General features: G+C 71.5%; 16 protein-coding genes, 1 tRNA gene and 2 pseudogenes. 6 read left to right on the forward strand and 13 right to left on the reverse strand.

All coding sequences use genetic code 11. The features are described 5' to 3' along the window. Positions 1–484: 484 nt before the first annotated feature. Entirely contained in the window at positions 485–1,777 is a 1,293-nt protein-coding gene (locus ACFYXM_RS31475; RefSeq protein WP_389294490.1) for a cytochrome P450, read from the forward strand. A gap of 275 nt (positions 1,778–2,052) precedes the next feature. On the opposite strand, the gene ACFYXM_RS31480 is transcribed toward ACFYXM_RS31475, so the two are convergent. Then, the gene (locus ACFYXM_RS31480) at positions 2,053–2,610 is read right to left on the reverse strand and encodes a DoxX family protein (RefSeq protein ID WP_389294492.1); all 558 of its coding nucleotides are present in this window, start codon (positions 2,608–2,610) and stop codon (positions 2,053–2,055) included. 642 nt (positions 2,611–3,252) lie between these two features. Then, the gene (locus ACFYXM_RS31485; protein ID WP_389294494.1) at positions 3,253–3,777 is read right to left on the reverse strand and encodes an Ig-like domain-containing protein; all 525 of its coding nucleotides are present in this window, start codon (positions 3,775–3,777) and stop codon (positions 3,253–3,255) included. Between the two features lie 411 nt (positions 3,778–4,188). Here ACFYXM_RS31485 and ACFYXM_RS31490 point away from each other — a divergent pair, with 411 nt between their 5' ends. Next, positions 4,189–4,368 (forward strand): hypothetical protein, encoded by a 180-nt coding sequence (locus ACFYXM_RS31490; RefSeq protein WP_389294514.1) that lies wholly within the window; start codon positions 4,189–4,191, stop codon positions 4,366–4,368. Between the two features lie 134 nt (positions 4,369–4,502). On the opposite strand, the pseudogene ACFYXM_RS31495 reads toward ACFYXM_RS31490, so the two are convergent. The 4 genes and pseudogenes from ACFYXM_RS31495 to ACFYXM_RS31510 all read right to left on the reverse strand — a co-directional run. After that, positions 4,503–4,889: pseudogene (locus ACFYXM_RS31495) on the reverse strand (hypothetical protein); the annotation flags it as partial. Then, positions 4,860–4,932: transfer RNA gene (locus ACFYXM_RS31500), tRNA-His, on the reverse strand. The pseudogene ACFYXM_RS31495 and the gene ACFYXM_RS31500, both read right to left, overlap by 30 nt. A gap of 210 nt (positions 4,933–5,142) precedes the next feature. Then, on the reverse strand, positions 5,143–5,745 hold the full coding sequence (gene orn, locus ACFYXM_RS31505) for an oligoribonuclease (RefSeq protein WP_389294496.1): 603 nt from the start codon (positions 5,743–5,745) through the stop codon (positions 5,143–5,145). Positions 5,746–5,754: 9 nt separating this feature from the next. Beyond that, positions 5,755–6,984 carry a helix-turn-helix domain-containing protein gene (locus tag ACFYXM_RS31510; protein WP_389294498.1) on the reverse strand — a complete coding sequence of 410 codons (1,230 nt, stop codon included), beginning with the start codon at positions 6,982–6,984 and terminating at the stop codon, positions 5,755–5,757. A 993-nt stretch (positions 6,985–7,977) separates the two neighbouring features. Between ACFYXM_RS31510 and ACFYXM_RS31515 the strand changes: the two genes are divergently transcribed. Then, complete coding sequence (locus tag ACFYXM_RS31515; protein ID WP_073783219.1) at positions 7,978–8,499, forward strand: universal stress protein; 522 nt, start codon at positions 7,978–7,980, stop codon at positions 8,497–8,499. A gap of 700 nt (positions 8,500–9,199) precedes the next feature. Here the strand turns inward: ACFYXM_RS31515 and glmS are convergent. From glmS to ACFYXM_RS31530, 3 genes are all read right to left on the reverse strand, one after another. Continuing rightward, positions 9,200–11,029: a glutamine--fructose-6-phosphate transaminase (isomerizing) gene (gene glmS, locus ACFYXM_RS31520; protein WP_389294500.1), complete on the reverse strand. Its 1,830-nt coding sequence runs from the start codon at positions 11,027–11,029 to the stop codon at positions 9,200–9,202. 118 nt (positions 11,030–11,147) lie between these two features. After that, a complete protein-coding gene (locus ACFYXM_RS31525) occupies positions 11,148–11,423 on the reverse strand; it encodes a hypothetical protein (protein ID WP_073783215.1) in 276 nt (91 codons plus the stop codon). A 125-nt stretch (positions 11,424–11,548) separates the two neighbouring features. Then, entirely contained in the window at positions 11,549–12,652 is a 1,104-nt protein-coding gene (locus ACFYXM_RS31530; RefSeq protein ID WP_389294502.1) for a DUF4429 domain-containing protein, read from the reverse strand. A 322-nt stretch (positions 12,653–12,974) separates the two neighbouring features. On the opposite strand from ACFYXM_RS31530, the pseudogene ACFYXM_RS31535 reads away from it, so the two are divergent. Beyond that, a pseudogene (locus ACFYXM_RS31535) lies at positions 12,975–13,256 on the forward strand (family 20 glycosylhydrolase); the annotation flags it as partial. 83 nt (positions 13,257–13,339) lie between these two features. Continuing rightward, on the forward strand, positions 13,340–13,894 hold the full coding sequence (locus ACFYXM_RS31540) for a GNAT family N-acetyltransferase (protein ID WP_389294504.1): 555 nt from the start codon (positions 13,340–13,342) through the stop codon (positions 13,892–13,894). A 308-nt stretch (positions 13,895–14,202) separates the two neighbouring features. On the opposite strand, the gene ACFYXM_RS31545 is transcribed toward ACFYXM_RS31540, so the two are convergent. From ACFYXM_RS31545 to ACFYXM_RS31560, 4 genes are all read right to left on the reverse strand, one after another. Further along, on the reverse strand, positions 14,203–15,369 hold the full coding sequence (locus tag ACFYXM_RS31545; protein ID WP_389294505.1) for an acyl-CoA dehydrogenase family protein: 1,167 nt from the start codon (positions 15,367–15,369) through the stop codon (positions 14,203–14,205). A 65-nt stretch (positions 15,370–15,434) separates the two neighbouring features. Then, complete coding sequence (locus tag ACFYXM_RS31550; RefSeq protein ID WP_389294511.1) at positions 15,435–16,373, reverse strand: hydroxymethylglutaryl-CoA lyase; 939 nt, start codon at positions 16,371–16,373, stop codon at positions 15,435–15,437. A 23-nt stretch (positions 16,374–16,396) separates the two neighbouring features. After that, positions 16,397–18,568, reverse strand: a complete 2,172-nt coding sequence (locus ACFYXM_RS31555; RefSeq protein ID WP_389294512.1) for a biotin carboxylase N-terminal domain-containing protein — start codon at positions 18,566–18,568, stop codon at positions 16,397–16,399. A gap of 13 nt (positions 18,569–18,581) precedes the next feature. Continuing rightward, entirely contained in the window at positions 18,582–20,189 is a 1,608-nt protein-coding gene (locus ACFYXM_RS31560; protein ID WP_389294507.1) for a carboxyl transferase domain-containing protein, read from the reverse strand. Positions 20,190–20,367: 178 nt separating this feature from the next. Between ACFYXM_RS31560 and ACFYXM_RS31565 the strand changes: the two genes are divergently transcribed. Further along, a complete protein-coding gene (locus ACFYXM_RS31565) occupies positions 20,368–20,985 on the forward strand; it encodes a TetR/AcrR family transcriptional regulator (protein ID WP_389294509.1) in 618 nt (205 codons plus the stop codon). Positions 20,986–21,109: the final 124 nt, after the last annotated feature.

Consider the following 21,109-nt stretch of genomic DNA (forward strand, 5'->3'; position numbering starts at 1 on the left):
CCCGCCCCCCCCCCCGGGCGCCCGCGGGCCCGCCCCCGCCGCCCCCCCCGGGGCCCCCGGGCCCCCCCCCGCCCCCCCCCCCCCCCCCCCGCCGCTACAGCCCGGACATGGTGCCAGGTTGCGCGTGGCTGGGGCGGTCGGCGTCGCGGGCCGGACGGGACTTCCGCAACACGCCTTACGACCTGAGGAACAAGAGGGAGTGGATCAGCGAGCGGCCAATGCTCTGGGTATGACATATGCGGCATGTGTGGAAACATGAATTCTATGGCGCTTGGGTGCTGAAGAGAGTCGAGAGGAGTGCACCATGATCGCCAAGCTGCTCGGCAAGCTGTCCTTCACCCGCCACTACGGTGCGTACGGCGAACACGACTGGACCTGACCGCACTGCTGGCGGGCTCCCTCGGGCGCCCGCCGGCTCACGGCCACGCTGCCGACGACATCGGCCTGGACAGGGACGAGAGTCAGGGACGATCTCATGGGCCGAATGGATGAGCCGCCACGGTTGCCCGGAGGCAGCTTCCAGGCCTGGAGCCGCGACCGGCTGGCACTGGCCCGTCGTGGCGCCGACGAGTGCGGGGACGTCTGGCAGCTGGAGCCAGGTGTCTATGTAGCCGCTGCGGCCGGGCCGTGTGAAGAGGTCCTGCGCCGGGCGCAGGACTTCCTCAAGGTGCCCTCGCCTCTCTTCCCGCCGTTGAAGCGGTCGAGCGGAGCACAGACGCCTGAGGAACGGGCGCACGCTCACGCCGCCCGTATGCGCGGACTACGCCCGCAGGCGGTTGCAGCCCGGATCGGTGAGATTGCACCCGGGACCGCTCGATTTGCCGACCAATGGCCCACGGGCCAGGACGTCGAGATTCTTCCCCCGCTCCGGCGCGCCCTCGCAGAGATCGGCGTGCGCTACCTCTTCTCCGAGGACGCTCCCACCCTGCTGCCCTTTGCCCCACAGCTCTTCATGGCCCGGGAGATGCTCGTACGCCCCTCGCGCTGGGTATGGCCGCGCTGGATCCCCACGCCGGCACGGCGGTTCCGCACACGGCAGCAAGTCGACTTCACCAACGCTTTGCGGTCCGTCGTCCGCCGGCGCCGTTCAGCGGGCCACCTCGGTGACGACGTGCTGGGACAGATGCTCCGGCCCTCCTCCCGCTACGGTCCACTGCCGGAAGAGGCCATCCTCGACAGCCTCCCCGGAATCACCGTCGCCACCTTCGAGACACCTTCCCGGGCAGCCGGATGGATCCTGCTCCACCTGGCCCGGTACCCCCAGGCCGCGGGCCGCGTCGCGGCCGAAGCCGCCTTGTTGCCCATAGACCCGGCCGCGACGACCAGTACCCACCTCGACAGCCTGCAATACACCCAGGCACTGGTACGCGAGGTGCTTCGACTGCACCCCCCGAGCTGGCTACTGACCCGGCGCGCCACGCGACAGACTCGGCTCGCCGACTACACCATCGACGCCGGGGCCACCGTTCTCGTCTGCCCCTACACCGCCCACCGCGACGCACGGGAACACTCCGAGCCGGACCGGTTCCAGCCCGAACGATGGCTCGAGGATTCGGGCTCGCCGGCGAAACGCGAGGCCTTCTTCTCCTTCGGTACCGGGCCGCATGGCTGCGAGGGAGCCGCTCTGGCCATGGCGATGCTGACACTTCTGACTGCGCAGACCGCCCGCCGCTACCACGTGAGCGAGCCGTCCGGACCGGAACCCAGTTACCAGGTCACCACCTTCGGTGGTCTCACAACCGCCGGTTTGCGCCTGCGTGCCACCTTGCGCAGCTGACAGGCCTGCTTTCAGTGACAGGGCCGCAAGTGCCCCTCCTCGGAGAGGCCGAGCCGATGAGTACACCGGGGTCTTCTCGAACGCGCCTGCAGCAACGTAACGGCCTGGGGAACGATAGGGAGGAGGGCGTCGGGAGCCTGCTCCTTCTTGCTCCCCAGGTCGTAAGCCCCCGCGACTCCGGACGGCATTCTGAAACGATCAGTCAGGCCGCCACTTTGGCGCGAGCCTGCGGTTTCCCTGCGGGTAGGGGGCGGGGGCCGGTCCTTTTGCCGCCCTCAGAGGCTGAGGGTGATCGCCGCGGCGATGCTGCCCAGTCCCAGGGCGAAGGCAGCCTCGGGCCAGCCGCCGTCGCCCCAGCGGAAGACCCGGTCGACGGCGAGCCGGCCCGGGCCGATGGCGGCGATGGACAGAGCGACAATGGTGATGCAGACGTTGTACTCAACGCCGCCGTTTGTCTCCCACAAGCCGTGGGCGCCGGTGACGGTCACCATGGCGGTGATCATCGTGCCTGTCAGGGCGGCGGCCGCCAGCGGGGTGAACAGCCCCACGGCAAGGCCGAGGCCACCCAGGAACTCGGACCCGCCACCGATCACCGCGAAGATTTTCCCCGGGTGGAACCCAAGATTCTCGAAGACCATGCCGGTCGCCGTCAGGCCGTGGCCCCCGAAGAGGCCGAACAGTTTCTGCGCGCCGTGCCCCGCCATCAGCAGTCCAAAGGTCAGTCTGATGAGCAGAAGACCGCAGTCGGCGGCGGACGCCAAGGGCGCGGCAGTGCCGCGCGCCACCGATTCCGTCGGATGCGCAAGACGGTTCGGGATGCGCTTGGTAACCATGAGAAAACTCCGGTTTAACGCCGGAATGGGAGTCGCCCCCAGCTCGGCCGGACGCCGAGGCACCGGTTGGGGCGAGGTCCCGCGCAATGTCGCGGGAACGAGCCACCCTCTCATGCCGATCCTGTCTCAGCCGTCGGGACCGTGCATCCGGGTGCTCACCGGCCTTCCGACTTCTCCTTGCACGGCACATGCTTACGGCGTTGTCGGCCATTGGTGACCGGGGCCAGAACGTGTGGGAACGCCGATCTTCGGCAGGACCCGCCCGCTATCCGGATGTCGGGTCCGCCGGATGCTCCGCCGCCCCGCGTGATGCGGGGAGGGGCGAAACCCCGCGCGTGCGGGGACCAGCCAAGCAGGCCAAGTGCGGTGATAGTTACCTGCGGGCCACTCCCGCACGCGCGGGGACCAGCCTTCTCGACCAGGGACGTTATCCGACCGACAGGCCGCCTTTTCATCACTTCTGCAGACGGCACGACGAAATGCCCCGCCGCTCGGTGAGAGACGGCGGGGCGGGGGCAGTCGTCGGGGGCCTCCCGAGCAGCATGAACTGGACTGCACGTGCCGTGTTACAGGGTGGTGCCCGGCGGTGAGGCACCGGGCGCCGGTTCCGGACGGCGGGCGAACAGCCCGCGTCAGTGAGGTCTACCTACCGAAGAGTGCAGGCGTGATCGCGGCGTTGGCCGTGGCGGGCTGGAACTTCTTGTTGCCCGCGAAGTGCGCCTCGTACCCGCTACCGAGCCCAGGCCCCCACACGCCAAGGGGATCGGTCATGTGCCCTCCGCTGTTGAGGGTTGCGACCCCATCGGAGCCCGTCGACGTGCTCCCGATCACCTTGCCGCCCGTCATCCTGAAGGTGATCGTGGCGCCCTGGATCGGCTGACCGTCGGGGTCGAGAAGAGTTGCCCTGAAGGTGGCCTTCGCTCCGACAACGGCGCCAGAGACGTCATCGGCGGAGAGCTGGGGAATCACCTTCGTCTGCTCCCCGTCCGTGACCGGGGGCTGGGACGGGTACGGGTAGTACCCCTGCGGCGGGTACGGGTAGTACCCCTGCGGGGGCGGCGGCGGGTAGTAGGCCTGCTGGGGCTGCGGCGGGTACGGGTAGTACCCCTGCGGCGGCGGGTAGTAGCCCTGCGGGGGCTGCGCCGGTGGCGCGATGGGAGTGGACATGAGCGTCTCCTAGTAGGGAGAAGGTGGGACTGGATCCCCCCTCCAGCACATTCGCACAATCCCGTAAATGCCGCAGATAGTCAGCTCATTCGGCGTGGCCACTGAGCGGGTGATGGGATCGGTTTTCACAACCAACGAGGCTCCCGTGCGGCGGGGCGAGGCCCGCTCCGGTGTTCGACGGGCCCACTGGGCTACCGGAGTGGGATTCTCAGCACGGCAAAAGGGCCCCGCCGCCCGGTCACCACCTGGGCGGTCGCGGCCGTCCAGCCGTTCCCGCTCAGGTCGTTGCCGGCGATGACGGCCCCGGTCGCCGTCGAGGCGGCCGTGATCCCGTTCGGCCGAAAGGCTCGGCATCGCATGCGTCGCCTGGCGGCAGGCGCCGGCAGGCGACCTGCCGCCAGGGGTGCTGGCATGGCCGCTCCGGCCGAGGCCGACGGAATGCGTGTCTGGCTGCTGCGCGAGGAGCACGCCTCCCGCCATCTGTGCGAGCAGATGTCCGCGTACGCCGAGCGGATAGCCGGCGACGGGCTCTGGCTGCAGAACTGGCCGGGAGCCTGGCCCATACGCCCTGAGCGGATCGCGCAGACCTGAGCGCAGCGCGCGGCGCAGGTGCCCCCCCTCGCGGCCTCGACGGCGGCCATGATGTCGTCGTCGAGGCCGCGCACCAGGTGCCCGTACCGGTCTACCGTCGTCTGAATCGACTCGTGACCGAGCCGCAGCCGAATCGCGGGCAGCGGTGCGTTCGCCCCGATCAGCCAGGCCACATGTGTATGGCGCAGATCATGTATGCGCGGCTGCTTCGGCAACCCCTTCGCGACCGCCGCGGCAACGGCCGGCTTCCACTTCCGGTTGTAGAAGTTCGCGTGACGCCACTCCCCACCCGTGGCGGCCCGGAACGCAAAGTCTGTCGGCTTGCGCCCGGCTATCTGCTTGCGTACGAGGTCGACCCGGACGGGGGAGAGCGCGAGCCATGTGAGGACGATATGGCACAGGTCGGACACCCGTGTTCCCGTGATGGTCCCAAGTTCGGGGATATGAAGAAGGGCTGACCTGTTTTCACAGGTCAGCCCTTGATCATTCAGGGTGAGTAACGGGACTCGAACCCGCGACATCCTGGACCACAACCAGGTGCTCTACCAGCTGAGCTATACCCACCGTGTCCGGTCGTTTCCGACCGGCCGAGAAAAAGTGTACAGGGTCCGGGAGGGTGCTCGCGCCACAGTTGTTCGGACGTCGCCCGGAACCCCCGAAAGGCCCATGACCAGGGGCTTCGCCACGGGCCGCGGCGTGTCCGCGAAGCGCCGCCGTACCGCCCCGCACGCGGCGCGCGGGCCGGGCGGTACGGCGGAGCTCCGTGGGCACGGCCTACGGAGCGGGCGGCGCGACGCGCTTCGCGATGGCCTTGGAATGCTCCGAGTCCGGCCCGGGCTGCGGGACGAAGACCGCCTCGCGGTAGTAGCGCAGCTCCGTGATGGAGTCGCGGATGTCCGCGAGCGCCCGGTGGTTGCCGTTCTTCTCCGGACTGTTGAAGTACGCCTTCGGGTACCAGCGGCGCGCCAGTTCCTTGATCGAGGACACGTCGACGATCCGGTAGTGGAGATAGCCCTCCAGCGCCGCCATGTCCCGCGCCAGGAATCCGCGGTCGGTGGAGACCGAGTTCCCGCAGAGCGGGGCCTTGCCGGGCTCCTTCACGTGCTCGCGGACGTACGCCAGCACCTGGGCCTCGGCGTCGGCCAGGGTGGTGCCCCGGGCCAGCTCGTCGAGGAGGCCCGAGGCGGTGTGCATCCGGCGCACCACCTCGGGCATCGCGTCCAGGGCCGAGTCCGGCGGGCGGATCACGATGTCCACCCCTTCGCCGAGCACGTTCAGCTCCGAGTCGGTGACCAGCGCGGCCACCTCGATGAGTGCGTCGTCCGCCAGCGAGAGCCCGGTCATCTCGCAGTCGATCCACACCATGCGGTCGTTCATGGCCCCACCCTACGGGGCGCTCCTCTGCCCCGGCAGGGCCGGGCGTCCGGTGACGTATGCATCGGGGCCCGGCTTCCCGAGCTCCGGCACTCCCGCCGCGACCGCCGACGGCGTCACGACATGAGCACCCGGCGTCAGGGCCGCACCGCGCCGGCCCGCCGCACCCGCCTGGGCGGGCACGATCGTCTCCAGCACGTCGCCGACCCCTTCGACGCCTCCGCCCTGCGGACGACGGGCCCGGTAGGCGGCCCGGTACGCGGCGGGGGAGGAGCCCAACTGGCGCCGGAAGTGCCCGCGCAGCGCGACCGGCGAGCGGAAGCCGCAACGGCCCGCGACCTCGTCGACCGAGTACTCGGACGTCTCCAGCAGCCGCTGCGCCTGCAGCACCCGCTGGGTGATCAGCCACTGGAGCGGTGCGCTTCCGGTGAGCGAGCGGAACCTGCGGTCGAAGGTCCGCCGGCTCATGTAGGCGCGCGCGGCCAGCGTCTCCACGTCGAACTGCTCGTGGAGGTGCTCCAGCGCCCAGGCCACGACCTCGGCGAGCGGGTCGGAGCCGATCTCCTCAGGTAAAGACCTGTCGAGGTAGCGCTCCTGACCGCCACTGCGCCGCGGCGGCACGACGAGCCGACGGGCCAGCGCCCCGGCGGCCTCCGTGCCGTGGTCGGTGCGGACTATGTGGAGGCAGAGATCGATCCCGGCGGCGGTCCCGGCCGACGTGAGCACATCGCCGTCGTCGACGAAGAGTTCACGCGGATCGACATGGACCGACGGATAGCGCTTGGCCAGCGTCGGCGCGTACATCCAGTGCGTGGTCGCCGGGCGGCCGTCCAGCAGGCCGGCCGCGGCCAGCACGAACGCGCCGGTGCACAGCCCGACGATGCGGGCCCCCTCCTCGTGGGCGCGGCGCAGCGCGTCCAGCGCCTCCGCGGGCGGCGGCGAGGTGATCGAACGCCAGGCGGGCACCACGACGGTGCCGGCCCTGCCGATCGCCTCCAGCCCGTAGGGCGCGGCGAGTTCGAGTCCCCCGGTGGTTCGCAGCGGTCCCTCTTCCCCGCCGCAGACGAGCAGTCGGTAACGCGGGACTCCCGCGTCCTGTCGGTCGATTCCGAACACGGAGAGCGGGATCGAGCTCTCGAAGATGGGGCCGCCGCTGAACAGCAGCACGGCGACGACTTCTCGTCGTCGTCGGCCGCTGAGCTTCCGTACGGCCTCCGTTGCGGTGGCGGAGTCCTGGCTCATGACGCTAAGCCCCCCTCGGTGTTCGCGTCTTCCTGGTCCTTGCGGGCCTGTCGCTCCTGCACTTTTCCCCTCGGTCCTGCACGAGTCCCCGGTCCTCGATACCCAAGATCGAATCTACTGCGTCCCGTGCTGCAGTCGTGACAAGTTCACCAACCGGCGTTATGTCGACAAGGCAACTTGGCGGGAAGCATTCGATCACGAAGCGTTTCACTCGGCAGCGCTCCATGGAAGGGCGCCTGGCCTTGATGGCCCGTCCCCATCCCGTCTTCGGCGGGCAGAATCGTACCGCGCGGTCTCTTCCTTCCTGGTGGCAAGGGGGTTGATCGGCCATTTCGGCAAGGGACCTATGGGGGTGAGAAGTTGGCTGAAAATAGATGGTTGTGCATACGTGATTCGGTCAGTAGACCGGCGCACAACCCCGTTGTCCGACTGCTTCTTTGCGCCCCCCTGGGCAGGTCGGGCGACCGATCGTCCCGTATGTCGGGGTGGTGTCGACGGGCGAACGGATTCCGGCCTGCGGGCCGGTATCGGTCCGTCGCCGGGTGGCGGGGGCCGGGGCAGGACGGTGGGGGCGGATGGGGAGGGCGGGTGTCGGCGAGGCGGGCCGCCGTCGCACCGACACCTCGCGGGGCGGTGATCCACTCCGCGCGGAGGCCGCGATTCCGGGCCGGGGCGGGGGTGCGCGGGGACGGGCGGCGGCGTGACGGACGGGGCTGCGGGGGCGCCGCGGAGTCACGGAGGGGAACCGTCCGGGGGCGTACCGGAGTCGCTCCCGTCGGTGTACGGCGCAACCGACATTGCCATACGGGTCCGCCTCGGGCATGCTCCGTGAAACGTCGCGCGCGCTTTGCGCGGGTCTGGGCAGTGGAGGAATGGCGCCGTACCCTTGGGGGTAAGGGGTTGGGAAGATGATTCCCGGACACCGCTACACCGCCCGCTGACACTCTTTCCCACGTCGCTCTCCTCACGAGGACTCTCTTCGCCGAGACACCGATGGCCGGTCACGAAATCCCCGAACCCGCCGACCGCAAGCAGGTGGCCGACCCCATGTCGGGCCCGCAGGCGGCCGAAGAAACACGTCATTCCTGCGACCCCGCCTTCCAACACGGGGTCGTCGTCGGCTTCGACGGCTCGACCTCCAGCGAACGTGCGCTCGCGTACGCCATCGGCATGGCCCGTCGATCGGGCTCCGGCCTGATCATCGTCCACGTCGCCAACCGGCTGCCGACCACCGTCTGGGCGGGCTGTGAGCCGCCCGTCTTCGTCGACGTGCCCGACCACCGCACCGAGGTGCTCGGCCTGGAGCTCGCCTGCGCGGACTACCTCTCCGAGGTTCCCTGGGTGCTCGTCGAGCGTGGCGGGGACATCTGCCACGAGCTGGAGGAGGTCGGCCGGGAGTACTCGGCCGACGCCATCGTCGTCGGTTCCACGCACGGCGTCGTCGGCCGCATCTTCGGCTCGGTGGCGGGGCGCCTCGCGCGGCGCGCCCAGCGCCCGGTCGTCGTCATCCCCTGAGCGGGAGAGCGGCGCGGCCGCAGGGCGCGTCGGGCCGGTGGAGGGTCCCGGCCGCGCGGGGTCCCGGGTGGCGGCTGCCGCCGAGCGGCCCGGCCCGGTGCGCATCGGTCCTCCCGGTGCGCCGCGGGCCGTCGTGGATCGCGATCCGCCGCTTCTGCTGCTGCCGCCCCCGTCGTTCCGCGGTTCTCGCCGCCTCCGCTGCCTGCGCCGCCTCCGCTGCCTGCGCCCGTATTGCCCGTGCCGGCGCCCCGGGCCGGTCCGTCGTTCCGTAGTACGTCGCCGCGGTCGTCCTGGTCGGCCCCGTTGTAGGGGGCCGACCCGGCCGTGAGGTGTGATCCACTCGCCCGACGTGGCGTCAAGTCGCCTGTCGGAAACCGGCGATCCGCCGGGTGATGGTGGTGAAGTGCCCGTGTGCGAAAGGTGCATAGCGTCCAACGGGTTGCAGGACGGGCGCCCTCGGCGGGCATGCGCCGAGGGCGACGGCCGCCCGGGCGCGAGCAGTTGGCGCCGTCGGCCCTGGTCGCGCCGTGCCGTTGCCGGCTCCGCGGGGTTCGGTATCGGTCACTCACGAACGTGCCCGAGGGGCCGACAGAGGCTGGTACGGGAACGGCCCCGCACCCACCGCGACAGCGGGTGCGGGGCCGTTCGGCCGGGTGTGCGGCGGGCGCGGGGAGGACGGACCGCCGCAGCCGTGGCGGGTCTACTCGACGGTGACGGACTTCGCCAGGTTGCGCGGCTTGTCGATGTCCCGGCCCATGGCCAGCGCCGTGTGGTACGCGAAGAGCTGGAGCGGGATGCCCATCAGGATCGGGTCCAGCTCGTTCTCGTTCTTCGGCACGACGATGGTGTGGTCGGCCTTGTCCTGCGGCTGGTGGGCGACGGCGAGGATACGGCCGCTGCGGGCCTTGATCTCCTCCATCGCGGCACGGTTCTTCTCCAGCAGGTCGTCGTCCGGCACGATCGCGACCGTCGGCATGGCGGGCTCGATCAGCGCCAGCGGGCCGTGCTTCAGCTCGGAGGCGGGGTAGGCCTCCGCGTGGATGTACGAGACCTCCTTGAGCTTCAGGGACGCCTCGCGGGCCACCGGGTAGCCGCGCACCCGTCCGATGAACATCATCGACTTGGCGTCCGCGTATTCGGCCGCCAGCCGCTTGATCTCGTCCTCGTTCGCCAGGATCTCGTCGATCTGGGCGGGCAGCCTGCGCAGCCCGTCGATGATCCGCTTGCCGTCGGCGACCGACAGGTCCCGGATCCGGCCCAGGTGCAGGGCGAGCAGCGCGAACGCGACGACCGTGTTGGTGAAGCACTTGGTGGACACGACGCAGACCTCGGGCCCGGCGTGGACGTACGTGCCGCCGTCGGCCTCGCGGGCGATGGCGGAGCCCACCACATTGACGACACCGAGCACCCGGGCGCCCTTGCGCTTGAGCTCCTGGACGGCGGCCAGCACGTCGTACGTCTCACCGGACTGGGAGACCGCGATGTACAGGGTGTCCGGGTCGACGACCGGGTTGCGGTAGCGGAACTCGGAGGCCGGCTCGGCGTCCGAGGGGATCCGGGCCAGCTCCTCGATCAGCTGCGCGCCGATCTGACCCGCGTGGTACGAGGTGCCGCAGCCCAGGATCTTGATCCGGCGTACCCCGCGCGCCTCGCGGGCGTCCAGGTTGAGACCGCCCAGGTGCACGGTGGCGAACCGGTCGTCGATCCGGCCGCGCAGCACCCGGTCGACGGCGTCGGCCTGCTCGGAGATCTCCTTGTGCATGTACGTGTCGTGGCCGCCCATGTCGTACGACTCGGCCTCCCACTCCACGGTGGTGGGTGTGGCCGTCGTGGACGAGCCCTCCGTCGTGTACGTACGGAAGTCGTCGGCCTTCAGGGTGGCCATCTCGCCGTCGTCGAGGGTGACGACCTGGCGGGTGTGGGCGACGAGCGCGGCGACGTCGGAGGCGACGAACATCTCCTTCTCGCCGATGCCGAGGACGACCGGGGAGCCGTTGCGGGCGACCACGATCCGGTCGTTGAAGTCGGCGTGCAGCACGGCGATGCCGTACGTGCCCTCGACCGAGCGCAGCGCCTCGCGGACCTTCTCCTCCAGGCTGTCCGCCTGGGCACGGGCGATCAGGTGGACCAGCACCTCGGTGTCGGTCTCGGAGAGGAACTCGACACCGTCGGCGACGAGCTTCGCACGGAGCTCGGAGGCGTTGTCGATGATGCCGTTGTGGACGACGGCGACCTTGTTGCCGGCGTCCAGGTGCGGGTGGGCGTTCTCGTCGCTCGGGGCGCCGTGGGTGGCCCAGCGGGTGTGGGCTATGCCCGTGGTGCCGCTGAAGCGCTTGGGGACACGGGCCTCCAGCTCACGGACCCGCCCCTTCGCCTTCACCATCTTCAGGGCGGCGGGCTTCCCGGCCGACGCCTTGCCGGTGATGACGATGCCAGCGGAGTCGTACCCCCGGTACTCCAGCCGCTGCAGCCCTTCCAGCAGCAGCGGGGCCACATCACGCTTCCCGATATATCCAACGATTCCGCACATAGAGTCTCTGCCCCTCCATCGATGTACTTGTCGTGCCCGACGCCCGGCCGCCGCGGTCGTGCCGTCCCCGCGGCCGGGCCGGTTCCGGCGGTCCTGCCGGTCTTTCGGCCGCTCCGGCTCAGCCGTAGACGATGCGGCGCAGCTGGCGGAGCGAGAGCTCCGGTGGCGCGACCGCGCGGTGCGGCAGCTCGGCCGCGATCCGCTCGAAGATCTCCGCGTTCACCAGGCCACCGGACTGCAGTTCCCGGTGGCGGCGGCGCACGAAGTCGTCGGTCGTCTCGTCGAAGTACGCCAGCACGTCGAGTACCACCCGGGCTGCCTCACCGCGCTGGAGCGCGGTGCTGCGCACCAGGTGGTCGATGAGGTCGTCATGCGACGGGCGGCGTTCGAGCACTCGTTGATATTGCGGTGGAAGGGGCGTTGACGCAACAATCCTGCCCGATATCGGGCAGGTGTGGGTGTGATTACGCTCTCGAACGGGCCCGGAGCCGACGGGGCGGCTGGGCGGCTGGGCGGCGGTCAGAGGCGATTCAGGACGGCCTGCTTGGCCGCGGTGAACTCGTCGTCGGTGAGCACCCCGCTCCGGTGCAGCTCGCCGAGCTCCCGGAGCCGTCGCAACAGCACGTCGTGATCGTCGGCGGCCGGTGGTCCGTCCGGGCCGGAGGCCGGGGCCGCCGCGGTCGGGGCCGCCGTGGTCGGGCCGGGGGCTGTGGCCGTGGCTGCGGCCGGGGAAGTCGCGGGGGCCTTCGAGAGCCGCGCCCCCTCGGCCGCACCGCCCCCGTCCGAGGCCGCCCCGTCGGCCCCCGTCGCCGTCGGAGCGATCGCGGTGCCGGATGCCGCTGCCGTCGCGCCCGGGATCGCCGCCGCGCCCGGAAGCGCCGCCGCGCCCGGTCCGGCCGTGTCGGGGGCCATCGCGTTCGGAAGTCTGACCAGGACCGCCGCCGCGACCAGCACCGCCGTGTACTCCTTCTTGGACAGCCCCCACAGGTCCAGTGCGTACGGGTCGAACTCGGCCGCCGGGGCCGGCGCGGAACTCAGTCCGGCCACGCCCCGGACGAAGCGCAGATGCCCGTTCGCCAGACCGATGGACGGCATCCAGTGGACCCCGGTCACCTCCGACACCGGGAAGGCGACCGGACCGCCGGAACTCTTGACCTCCTCGGCCTTCCAGTTCCAGGTGAGCCGGACGGTCTCCCCGTCGAACGAGGCCGTGCCGTCCCCGCCGCCCCCGGCGACGGGCACCGAGGGGCCCGGCAGCAGGAAGCCGTCGGTGGGCCCGGACGGCACCTGTTCGAGCAGCAGGGCGTTGCGTACCTCCTCGACGAAGTACTCCGCCACGCCGCCGCGGTCCTTCTCCACGGCCAGCTGATACGGATCCGCGGCGTCCTTGAGTCGGCCGTCCGCGGCGCGCAGCATCGGGCAGGCCCCGTCGCGCAGCCGCAGTCGCAGCCGGCCGCCCTTGCGGTGGGGTTCGAAGGAGATGCCCGCCACCGCCCGCAGCGGGACGGCGAGCTCGCCCAGTTCCCGCCGGACGGGGTGCACCCCCCTTCCCTGGCCGGGCACGATCCGTACCGTCTCGCCGTCGAAGGTCCACGTCCCGTCATGCTGGGTTATCTCCGCCATGGGACGGATTCTCTCAGGCGCGCTCAAGGGGGCGATCCGCGCATTGACCGTGCGTGGGACTGGCGATACGCATGGTGATGGTTCGCTCAGGACATCCACAGGTGTGAACCCGTCGGAGGGGCCCGGCTTGTGAGACTGCACAGGACACGACAGAGCTCCTCCGTACCGTCACCGCGATCGGCACGGACACCGCGCAGGGCCCGGCGCATCATCCTTCCCCGCCTCCTCGGCTCGCTGCTGCTCGTCACGGCGGCCGGTGCCTCCGGCATCGGCGCGGCGGCACCGGCCGGAGCGGTGTCGAGCAGCGCACCGGCCGCCGCCGCGTTCCTGCGACTGGGACCCGGCGGCCTGCCTGGACGGCGTCCGGCCCGGTTCGGTCCTCGGCGTCGAGGCGCCGCTCTGGTCGGAGACGCTGACGAACAGCGCGGAGACCGAGCGGATGGCGTTCCCCCGGCTGCCGGGGGTCGCGGAGCTGGGCTGGTCGCCCGCGTCCACGCACGACTGGGACGCGTACAAGGCACGGCTCGGCGCGCAGGGGCCGCGGTTCCCGGCGCTCGGCATCGACTACTACCGGGCGCCGGAGGTGCCCTGGGCGGCGGAGTGAGGTGCCCCGCGGGGCGCGGAGCGAGGGGGTGTGCCCGGGACCGCACCCGGATCACGGCGAGCTGCCCCGATTATGATCACCATATGTTCGAAGGCGAGTTGGTCAGGCTTCGCGCGTTGCGCGCGGAGGACGCGGAGCACCACGTACGGTGGCGCAACGATCCGGAGGTGGCGCACTGGGCCACGGGCGGCGACCCGTGCTTCGGCCCGGTCACGGCGGAGGCCGTCGGGCTCGCCTTCGAAACCATGCTGCGGCTGAGCCCGAGGGAATCGGCCGTCTTCACCGTCGTGGACCTGGCCGACGGCACGGTGATCGGCATGGCGGACTACCGCGACCTGGACCCGTTCGCCGGGCGGGCCACGGTCGGCATCACCATCGGCGAGCGGGACCGCTGGGGGCGCGGCCACGGCTCGGAGGCGCTGCGCCTGCTGGTGGGGCACCTGTTCGGGGCGTACGGGCTGCACCGCGTCGAACTCGACACCTGGAGTGGCAACGAGCGTGCCGTCCGCGCCTTCACCCGGGCGGGCTTCCGCGAGGAGGGCCGCCGCCGGGACGCGGTGCTGGTGGCGGGCCGACGTTACGACACCGTGCTGTTCGGGATGCTCCGCGAGGAGTGGCCGGGGACGCCGTCGGACTGACCGGTGCCGGCCGGTGTCGCGCCCCGGCGCGCGCCCTGTGCGTGCTATGCCTCGTCCGGGGCGGCCTGGCCGCCGAGGCGTGGGCCCTGGGCCGGCACCGTGTGTGGGTGGTGGAGTGGTCCATGGAGCAGGCCGTCCGCTGGATCAACGACCCTGCCGAGGACCCCGCCCGCATCTCCGCCGTGCGCCGCCGTCTCGACGACGCGGTACGGATCCTGGGGGTCTGAACGCGCTTCGCCGCGTCCGGGGCGTACCGGACGCGGCGGAACATGGCGCGCAGGCCCTGTGGCAGGGGGCAGGGGGCAGGGTCAGGCCGGGAGGCCCAACTCCCTCGCGATCAGCATGCGCTGGACCTCGCTCGTGCCCTCGCCGATCTCCAGGATCTTGGAGTCGCGCCACATCCGGGCCACCGGGTACTCGTTCATGAAGCCGTAGCCGCCGTGGATCTGGGTGGCCTCGCGGGCGTTGTCCACCGCGACCGTCGAGGAGTACAGCTTCGCGATCGCCGCCTCCTTCTTGAAGGGCTCGCCGGCCACCAGGCGGGACGCCGCGTCGCGCCAGCCGAGGCGGGCCATGTGGGCGCGGGTCTCCATGTCGGCGATCTTGAACTGGATGGCCTGGTTGGTGCCGATCGGCCGGCCGAAGGCGTGGCGCTCGTGCGCGTACTTCACCGACTCGTCCACGCAGCCCTGCGCCAGGCCCGTGGACAGGGCGGCGATGGCGATCCGGCCCTCGTCGAGGATGCGCAGGAACTGCGCGTAGCCCCGGCCCTCCTCGCCCAGCAGGTTGTCCAGCGGGACGCGGACGTCGGTGAAGGACAGTTCGCGGGTGTCCGAGGCGTTCCAGCCGACCTTGGAGTAGGGGGCGGCGACGGTGAAGCCGGGGGTGCCGGACGGGACGATGATCGAGGAGATGAGCGGGGCGCCGTTCTCCTTGCGGCCGGTCACCGCCGTGACCGTGACCAGGTCCGTGATGTCCGTACCGGAGTTGGTGATGAAGCACTTCGAACCGTTGATCACCCACTCGCCGGTGGCCTCGTCGCGCACCGCCGTCGTACGCGTGCCGCCCGCGTCCGAGCCGGCCTCCGGCTCGGTCAGGCCGAACGCACCGAGCGCCTCGCCCGCGCACAGCCTCGGCAGCCACTTCCGCTTCTGCTCCTCCGTGCCGAAGCGGAAGACCGGCATCGCGCCGAGCGACACCCCGGCCTCCAGCGTGATCGCCACGGACGAGTCGACCCGGGCCAGCTCCTCCAGGGCGATCCCGAGGGCGAGGTAGTCCCCGCCCATGCCGCCGTACTCCTCCGGGAACGGCAGCCCGAACAGACCCATCCGCCCCATCTCCCGCACGATTTCGTACGGGAACTCATGACGTTCGTAGAAGTCCCCGATCTTCGGGGCGACCACATCGTGCGCGAACTCCTCGACGGTGCGCCGCAGTTCCTCGTGCTCGGCGGTCAGCCGGTGGTCCAGGGGCATGGCAGGTCACTCCTTGTGGGCGACTGGGACGGTGCGGGGGGACAGCGGGCGTCGCATGGCGGTGGTCACCGCGCCGACAGCGCGCGGACGGTACGGGACGGGCTGGGGCGGCCCAGTCGCTCGGCGAGCCACACGCTGGTGGCGGTGAGCGCGTCGAGGTCGACCCCGGTCTCGATGCCGAGGCCGTCGAGCATCCACACGAGGTCCTCGGTGGCGAGGTTGCCGGTCGCGCTCTTCGCGTACGGGCAGCCGCCGAGGCCGCCCGCCGAGGCGTCCACGGTGGCCACCCCGTGCTGGAGCGCGGCGAGGGTGTTGGAGAGGGCCTGGCCGTACGTGTCGTGGAAGTGCACCCCGATGGTGTCGGTGCGCACGCCCTCCTCGTTCAGCTCGGACAGCAGGTCCAGTACGTGACCGGGCGTGGCCACGCCGATGGTGTCGCCCAGGGACAGCTCGTCGCAGCCCAGGTCCATCAGCGCCTTCGCGACCCGGACGACCTGGTGGACAGGGACGGGGCCCTCCCACGGGTCGCCGAAGCACATCGACAGATAGCCCCGGACGTGCACCTTGTCGTCCTTGGCGCGGGACACCACCGGCTCGAACATGGCGAGCGACTCGGCGATCGTGCGGTTGAGGTTGCGGGAGGCGAACGTCTCGGTCGCCGAGCCGAACACGGCGATGCGGCGGGCGCCGAGCGCCAGCGCCCGGTCCAGCCCGCGCTCGTTCGGCACGAGGACCGGCAGGGCCACGCCCCCGATGTCGCGGAGCCGCGGGAACAGGTCCTCCGCGTCGGCCAGTTGGGGCACCCACTTGGGGTGCACGAAGCTGGTGGCCTCGATGGTGGTCAGGCCGGCCGCGGCGAGGCGGTGGATGAACTCCGCCTTCACCTCGGTCGGTACGACGGTCTTCTCGTTCTGGAGCCCGTCGCGGGCGCCGACCTCGTGGATGCGCACCCGGGGCGGCAGGTCCTGGGTGGGCACGGTCATGGGCAGGGTGCGGGGGGTCATGCGGTCCTCCCCGGAAGTCGTGGTCATGCGTCCTCCCCGGGAAGCGTGGCGGACGCGTTGCCGGGACCGGTTTCGGCGGGGGCCACGACGGCCAGGACCTGGTCCATGGCGACCGTGGCACCGGCGGTGACGTCCAGTTCGGTCACGGTCCCGGCGTGCGGGGCGGAGATGACGTGCTCCATCTTCATCGCCTCGACGACGAGCAGGCTCTGACCGGCCACGACCTCGTCCCCGACCGCCACCTTCACGACGGTGACGGTGCCCGGCATGGGGGCGGCGAGGGTGTCGGCGCCGGAACGGGCGGCCCCGGCCAGCGACGCCGCCACCGGGTCGTGGTCCTGTACGTGCCAGGTGTCGCCGCTCCGGCCCAGCCAGACCCCGTCCGGGGCGGCCGCGTAGGTGAACGCGTGGGTGACACCGGCGAGTTCGACGACGACGCGGTGCTCGGACAGCTCGACCGCCCGGGCCGTCTCCCGGCAGCCGGGCATCGGGGCGAGCGGGCCGCACGCGCCCGTCGCGGGCTCCGGCGGCTCCGCGCCCTCCCCGACATGACCGAACGCCATCTCGGCGCCCGTCGCGCGGGTGCGCAGCGAGACCTGCACGGGGTCGCGGCCCGGCAGCCGGAAGTCGTACACGGTACGGGCCGGGGTGCCGCCCAGCCGCCAGCCGTTCGGCACCGAGAACGGGTCCACCCAGCCGTTCGGCGACGAGGACGGGTCCACCCGGCCGTTCGGCACCGAGAACGGGCCCGTCCCGCCGGTGGAGTCCTTCGGGGCGTCGGGTCCGGGGGACTGCCGCAGCAGCGCCGCCGCCGCGTACACCTCCTCCGGCACGCCCTCCGGCACCAGATCGTCGACCTCGCGTTCCACCAGGCCGGTGTCCAGTTCACCCGCCGCCACCGCCGGGTGGGCGAGCAGACGGCGCAGGAAACCGGCGTTCGTCGGGACGCCGAGGATCACCGTGTCCGCGAGCGCGGCGCGCAGCCGGCGCAGCGCGGCGGCCCGGTCGGGCCCGTACGCGATGACCTTCGACAGCATCGGGTCGTACAGGCTGCCGACCTCGCCGCCCGCGCGCAGCCCGGAGTCCGTGCGCACGCCGTCGCCCTGCGGCTCGTGCAGCGCGAGGACCGTGCCGCCGGACGGCAGGAAGCCGCGGGACGGGTCCTCGGCGCAGACCCGTGCCTCGATCGCGTGACCGGTGAGCGTGATGTCCCGCTGCTCGTACGGCAGTTGCTCGCCCGCGGCGACCCGAAGCTGCCACTCCACCAGGTCCAGGCCGGTGATCAGCTCGGTGACGGGGTGCTCGACCTGGAGGCGGGTGTTCATCTCCATGAAGCAGTACGCGGCCGGGTCGTCGCCCGGGACGATGAACTCGACCGTGCCCGCGCCGACGTAGCCGCAGGAACGGGCCGCCTGGACGGCCGCCTCGCCCATCGCCGCCCGGGTCTGCTCGTCGAGCAGGACGGACGGCGCCTCCTCGATGATCTTCTGGTGGCGGCGCTGGAGGGAGCACTCGCGCTCGCCGAGGTGGACCACGTTGCCGTGGGTGTCGGCCAGCACCTGGATCTCGATGTGCCGGGGCCGGTCGATCCACCGCTCCACGAGCAGGGTGTCGTCGCCGAACGAGGCGCGGGCCTCGCGCCGGGCGGCGGCGATCTCGTCCGCGAGCAGCGCCTCGTCACGCACCAGCCGCATGCCCTTGCCGCCGCCGCCCGCCGAGGGCTTCAGCAGCACGGGCGTGCCGATCTCCCTTGCCGCGTCGACGAGTTGGGCGTCGGTCAGTCCGGTGCCGGAGGAGCCCGGCACCACCGGAACCCCGGCCGCCGCGACCGTCTCCTTGGCCCGGATCTTGTCGCCCATCAGCGAGATGGCGGCGGCGGGCGGGCCGATGAAGACCAGCCCCGCCTCCGCGCAGGACCGCGCGAAGCCCGCGTTCTCGGCGAGGAACCCGTACCCGGGGTGGACGGCCTGGGCGCCGGTGCGGCGGGCGGCGTCCAGCAACGCGGGCACGCTCAGGTAGCTCATGGCGGCGGGCGCGGGGCCGATCCGTACCGCCGTGTCGGCCTCCCGCACATGGCGGGCGTCCGCGTCCGCGTCGCTGAACACGGCGACCGAGCGGACGCCGAGGGCGCGCAGCGTACGGATGACCCGTACCGCGATCTCGCCGCGGTTGGCGACGAGAACGGTGTCGAACATCGTCATCTGTTCCTCACATCCGGAAGACGCCGAAGCCGGGCGTACCCAGCGGGGCGTTGGCGCACGCGGTCAGGGCGAGCCCCAGCACCTGCCGGGTCTCCGTCGGGTCGATCACACCGTCGTCCCAGAGCCGGGCCGTGGCGTAGTAGGCGTTGCCCTGGGTTTCGTACTGTTCGCGGATCGGGGCCTTGAACGCCTCCTCGTCCGCCGCGCTCCAGCCGTCGCCCAGCTGGTCGCGCTTGACCGTGGCGAGGACGGAGGCGGCCTGCTCACCGCCCATGACGGAGATCTTCGCGTTGGGCCACATCCACAGGAAGCGGGGGGAATAGGCCCGGCCGCACATGGAGTAGTTGCCCGCCCCGTACGAGCCGCCGACCACCACTGTCAGCTTCGGTACGCGGGTGCAGGCGACCGCCGTCACCATCTTCGCACCGTGCTTGGCGATGCCGCCGGCCTCGTAGTCGCGCCCCACCATGAAGCCCGAGATGTTCTGGAGGAAGACCAGCGGGATGCCGCGCTGGTCGCACAGCTCGATGAAGTGGGCGCCCTTCTGGGCGGACTCGGAGAACAGGATGCCGTTGTTGGCGACGATCCCGACCGGGTGTCCGTGGATGCGGGCGAAGCCGGTGACCAGCGTCGTGCCGTACTCCGCCTTGAACTCGGCGAACCGTGAGCCGTCCACCACCCGGGCGATCACCTCGCGCACGTCGTACGGCGTGCGCGAATCGACGGGGACGGCCCCGTACAGCCCGGCGGGATCCGCCTTCGGCTCCTCGACCGGCCGCACCGTCCACGGCAGCGCCCCGCGCTCCGGCAGCGTGGAGACGATGTTGCGCACGATCCGCAGTGCGTGCGCGTCGTCCTCCGCGAGATGGTCGGTCACGCCGGACGTACGGGAGTGCACCTCGCCGCCGCCCAGCTCCTCCGCCGTCACGACCTCGCCGGTCGCCGCCTTCACCAGCGGCGGGCCGCCCAGGAAGATCGTGCCCTGGTTCCGTACGATCACGGCCTCGTCGCTCATCGCGGGAACGTACGCCCCGCCCGCCGTGCACGAGCCCATGACGGCGGCGATCTGCGGAATGCCCGCCCCCGACATCCGGGCCTGGTTGTAGAAGATCCGGCCGAAGTGCTCCCGGTCCGGGAAGACCTCGTCCTGCATCGGCAGGAAGGCGCCGCCGGAGTCGACGAGGTACAGGCAGGGGAGACGGTTCTCCAGCGCCACCTCCTGGGCGCGCAGGTGCTTCTTCACCGTCATCGGGTAATACGTGCCGCCCTTGACGGTCGCGTCGTTGGCGACGATCACGCACTCCCGGCCGCTGACCCGGCCGATCCCCGCGATCACCCCGGCCGCCGGGGCGGCGCCCCCGTACAGCCCCTCGGCCGCCAGCGGGGCCAGCTCCAGGAACGGGGAGCCCGGATCGAGCAGGGTGTCCACCCGGTCGCGGGGCAGCAGCTTGCCGCGCGCCACATGCCGCGCACGGGCCCGCTCGCCCCCGCCCAGCCTGGCCGTGGCGAGCCGCGCGCGCAGCTCGTCGGCGAGCGCGAGATGCGCCGCCTCGTTGGCCTGCCAGGTCTCGGAGGCGGGATCCGCCGCGCTCACCAGCACCGGTGCCTGCTGCATCGTGTCGAGCCCCCTTGCCCGTACCGCTCGCTGTCCGTACCGCTGCCCGTACGGCTTTCTGTCCACTGCTGCCCGTACGGCCGGCCACCGCCGTCGCGCGGTCGGGTTGTTAATGGCCGTTAACGTCCCTGGTCTTCAGGTTAACGAGCGCTAACAGGGTTGTCTAGAATGGATCCTCATGAGCACCAACGCCGCCGCCCGCGTCCCGGCCCCCACCCGCCGCGAGCAGATCCTCAAGGAGGCCGCCCGCCTCTTCGCCGAGCGCGGCTTCCACGGCGTCGGCGTCGACGAGATAGGGGCCGCCGTCGGCATCAGCGGCCCCGGCCTCTACCGGCACTTCCCCGGCAAGGACGCGATGCTCGCCGAGCTGCTGGTCGGCATCAGCGAGCGACTGCTGGCCGGCGGGCGGCTGAGGGTGTCGGAGGACGCGGCCCGCGCGGACGGCTCCCCGCGGGCCCTGCTGGACGCGCTCATCGAGGGGCACATCGACTTCGCCCTCGACGACCGCCCCCTCATCACCCTGCACGACCGTGAGCTGGACCGCCTCCGGGACGCCGACCGCAAGCGGGTCCGCCAGCTCCAGCGGCAGTACGTCGAGGTGTGGGTGGACGTCGTCCGCGAGCTGTACCCGGACCTGCCCGAGCACGAGGCGCGCGCCGCCGTCCATGCCGTCTTCGGTCTGCTGAACTCGACCCCGCACCTGGGGCGCCCCGACGCGCAGCCGGACCGCGCGGACACGGCGGCGCTGCTGCAGCGACTGGCGCGCGGCGCGTTCGAGGCGGCGGCCTGCCGCTGACGACCTGGGGAGCAATAGGGAGCCCGCTCCCTAAGGGCTGTCCCGTAATCCGTGGCGGACCAGCGCGCGGCGTCGGATGTGGTGCATCGCAAGGCGGAGGGGCGTCCGCATACTGGATGTATGC

It is taken from the genome of Streptomyces sp. NPDC002476, assembly GCF_042889785.1.
In the GTDB taxonomy this organism is placed as follows: Bacteria; Actinomycetota; Actinomycetes; order Streptomycetales; family Streptomycetaceae; genus Streptomyces.

Bases quoted from the DNA above. Each gene is read 5' to 3' on its own strand.
- ACFYXM_RS31565 (WP_389294509.1), top strand. From the start codon at position 20,368: ATGAGCACCAACGCCGCCGCCCGCGTCCCGGCCCCCACCCGCCGCGAG.
- ACFYXM_RS31485 (WP_389294494.1), bottom strand. From the start codon at position 3,777: ATGTCCACTCCCATCGCGCCACCGGCGCAGCCCCCGCAGGGCTACTAC.
- glmS (WP_389294500.1), bottom strand. From the start codon at position 11,029: ATGTGCGGAATCGTTGGATATATCGGGAAGCGTGATGTGGCCCCGCTG.
- ACFYXM_RS31530 (WP_389294502.1), bottom strand. From the start codon at position 12,652: ATGGCGGAGATAACCCAGCATGACGGGACGTGGACCTTCGACGGCGAG.
- ACFYXM_RS31475 (WP_389294490.1), top strand. From the start codon at position 485: ATGGATGAGCCGCCACGGTTGCCCGGAGGCAGCTTCCAGGCCTGGAGC.
- ACFYXM_RS31555 (WP_389294512.1), bottom strand. From the start codon at position 18,568: ATGTTCGACACCGTTCTCGTCGCCAACCGCGGCGAGATCGCGGTACGG.
- ACFYXM_RS31510 (WP_389294498.1), bottom strand. From the start codon at position 6,984: ATGAGCCAGGACTCCGCCACCGCAACGGAGGCCGTACGGAAGCTCAGC.
- ACFYXM_RS31550 (WP_389294511.1), bottom strand. From the start codon at position 16,373: ATGACCCCCCGCACCCTGCCCATGACCGTGCCCACCCAGGACCTGCCG.
- ACFYXM_RS31480 (WP_389294492.1), bottom strand. From the start codon at position 2,610: ATGGTTACCAAGCGCATCCCGAACCGTCTTGCGCATCCGACGGAATCG.
- ACFYXM_RS31540 (WP_389294504.1), top strand. From the start codon at position 13,340: ATGTTCGAAGGCGAGTTGGTCAGGCTTCGCGCGTTGCGCGCGGAGGAC.
- orn (WP_389294496.1), bottom strand. From the start codon at position 5,745: ATGAACGACCGCATGGTGTGGATCGACTGCGAGATGACCGGGCTCTCG.
- ACFYXM_RS31515 (WP_073783219.1), top strand. From the start codon at position 7,978: ATGGCCGGTCACGAAATCCCCGAACCCGCCGACCGCAAGCAGGTGGCC.
- ACFYXM_RS31545 (WP_389294505.1), bottom strand. From the start codon at position 15,369: ATGCCCCTGGACCACCGGCTGACCGCCGAGCACGAGGAACTGCGGCGC.
- ACFYXM_RS31490 (WP_389294514.1), top strand. From the start codon at position 4,189: ATGGCCGCTCCGGCCGAGGCCGACGGAATGCGTGTCTGGCTGCTGCGC.
- ACFYXM_RS31560 (WP_389294507.1), bottom strand. From the start codon at position 20,189: ATGCAGCAGGCACCGGTGCTGGTGAGCGCGGCGGATCCCGCCTCCGAG.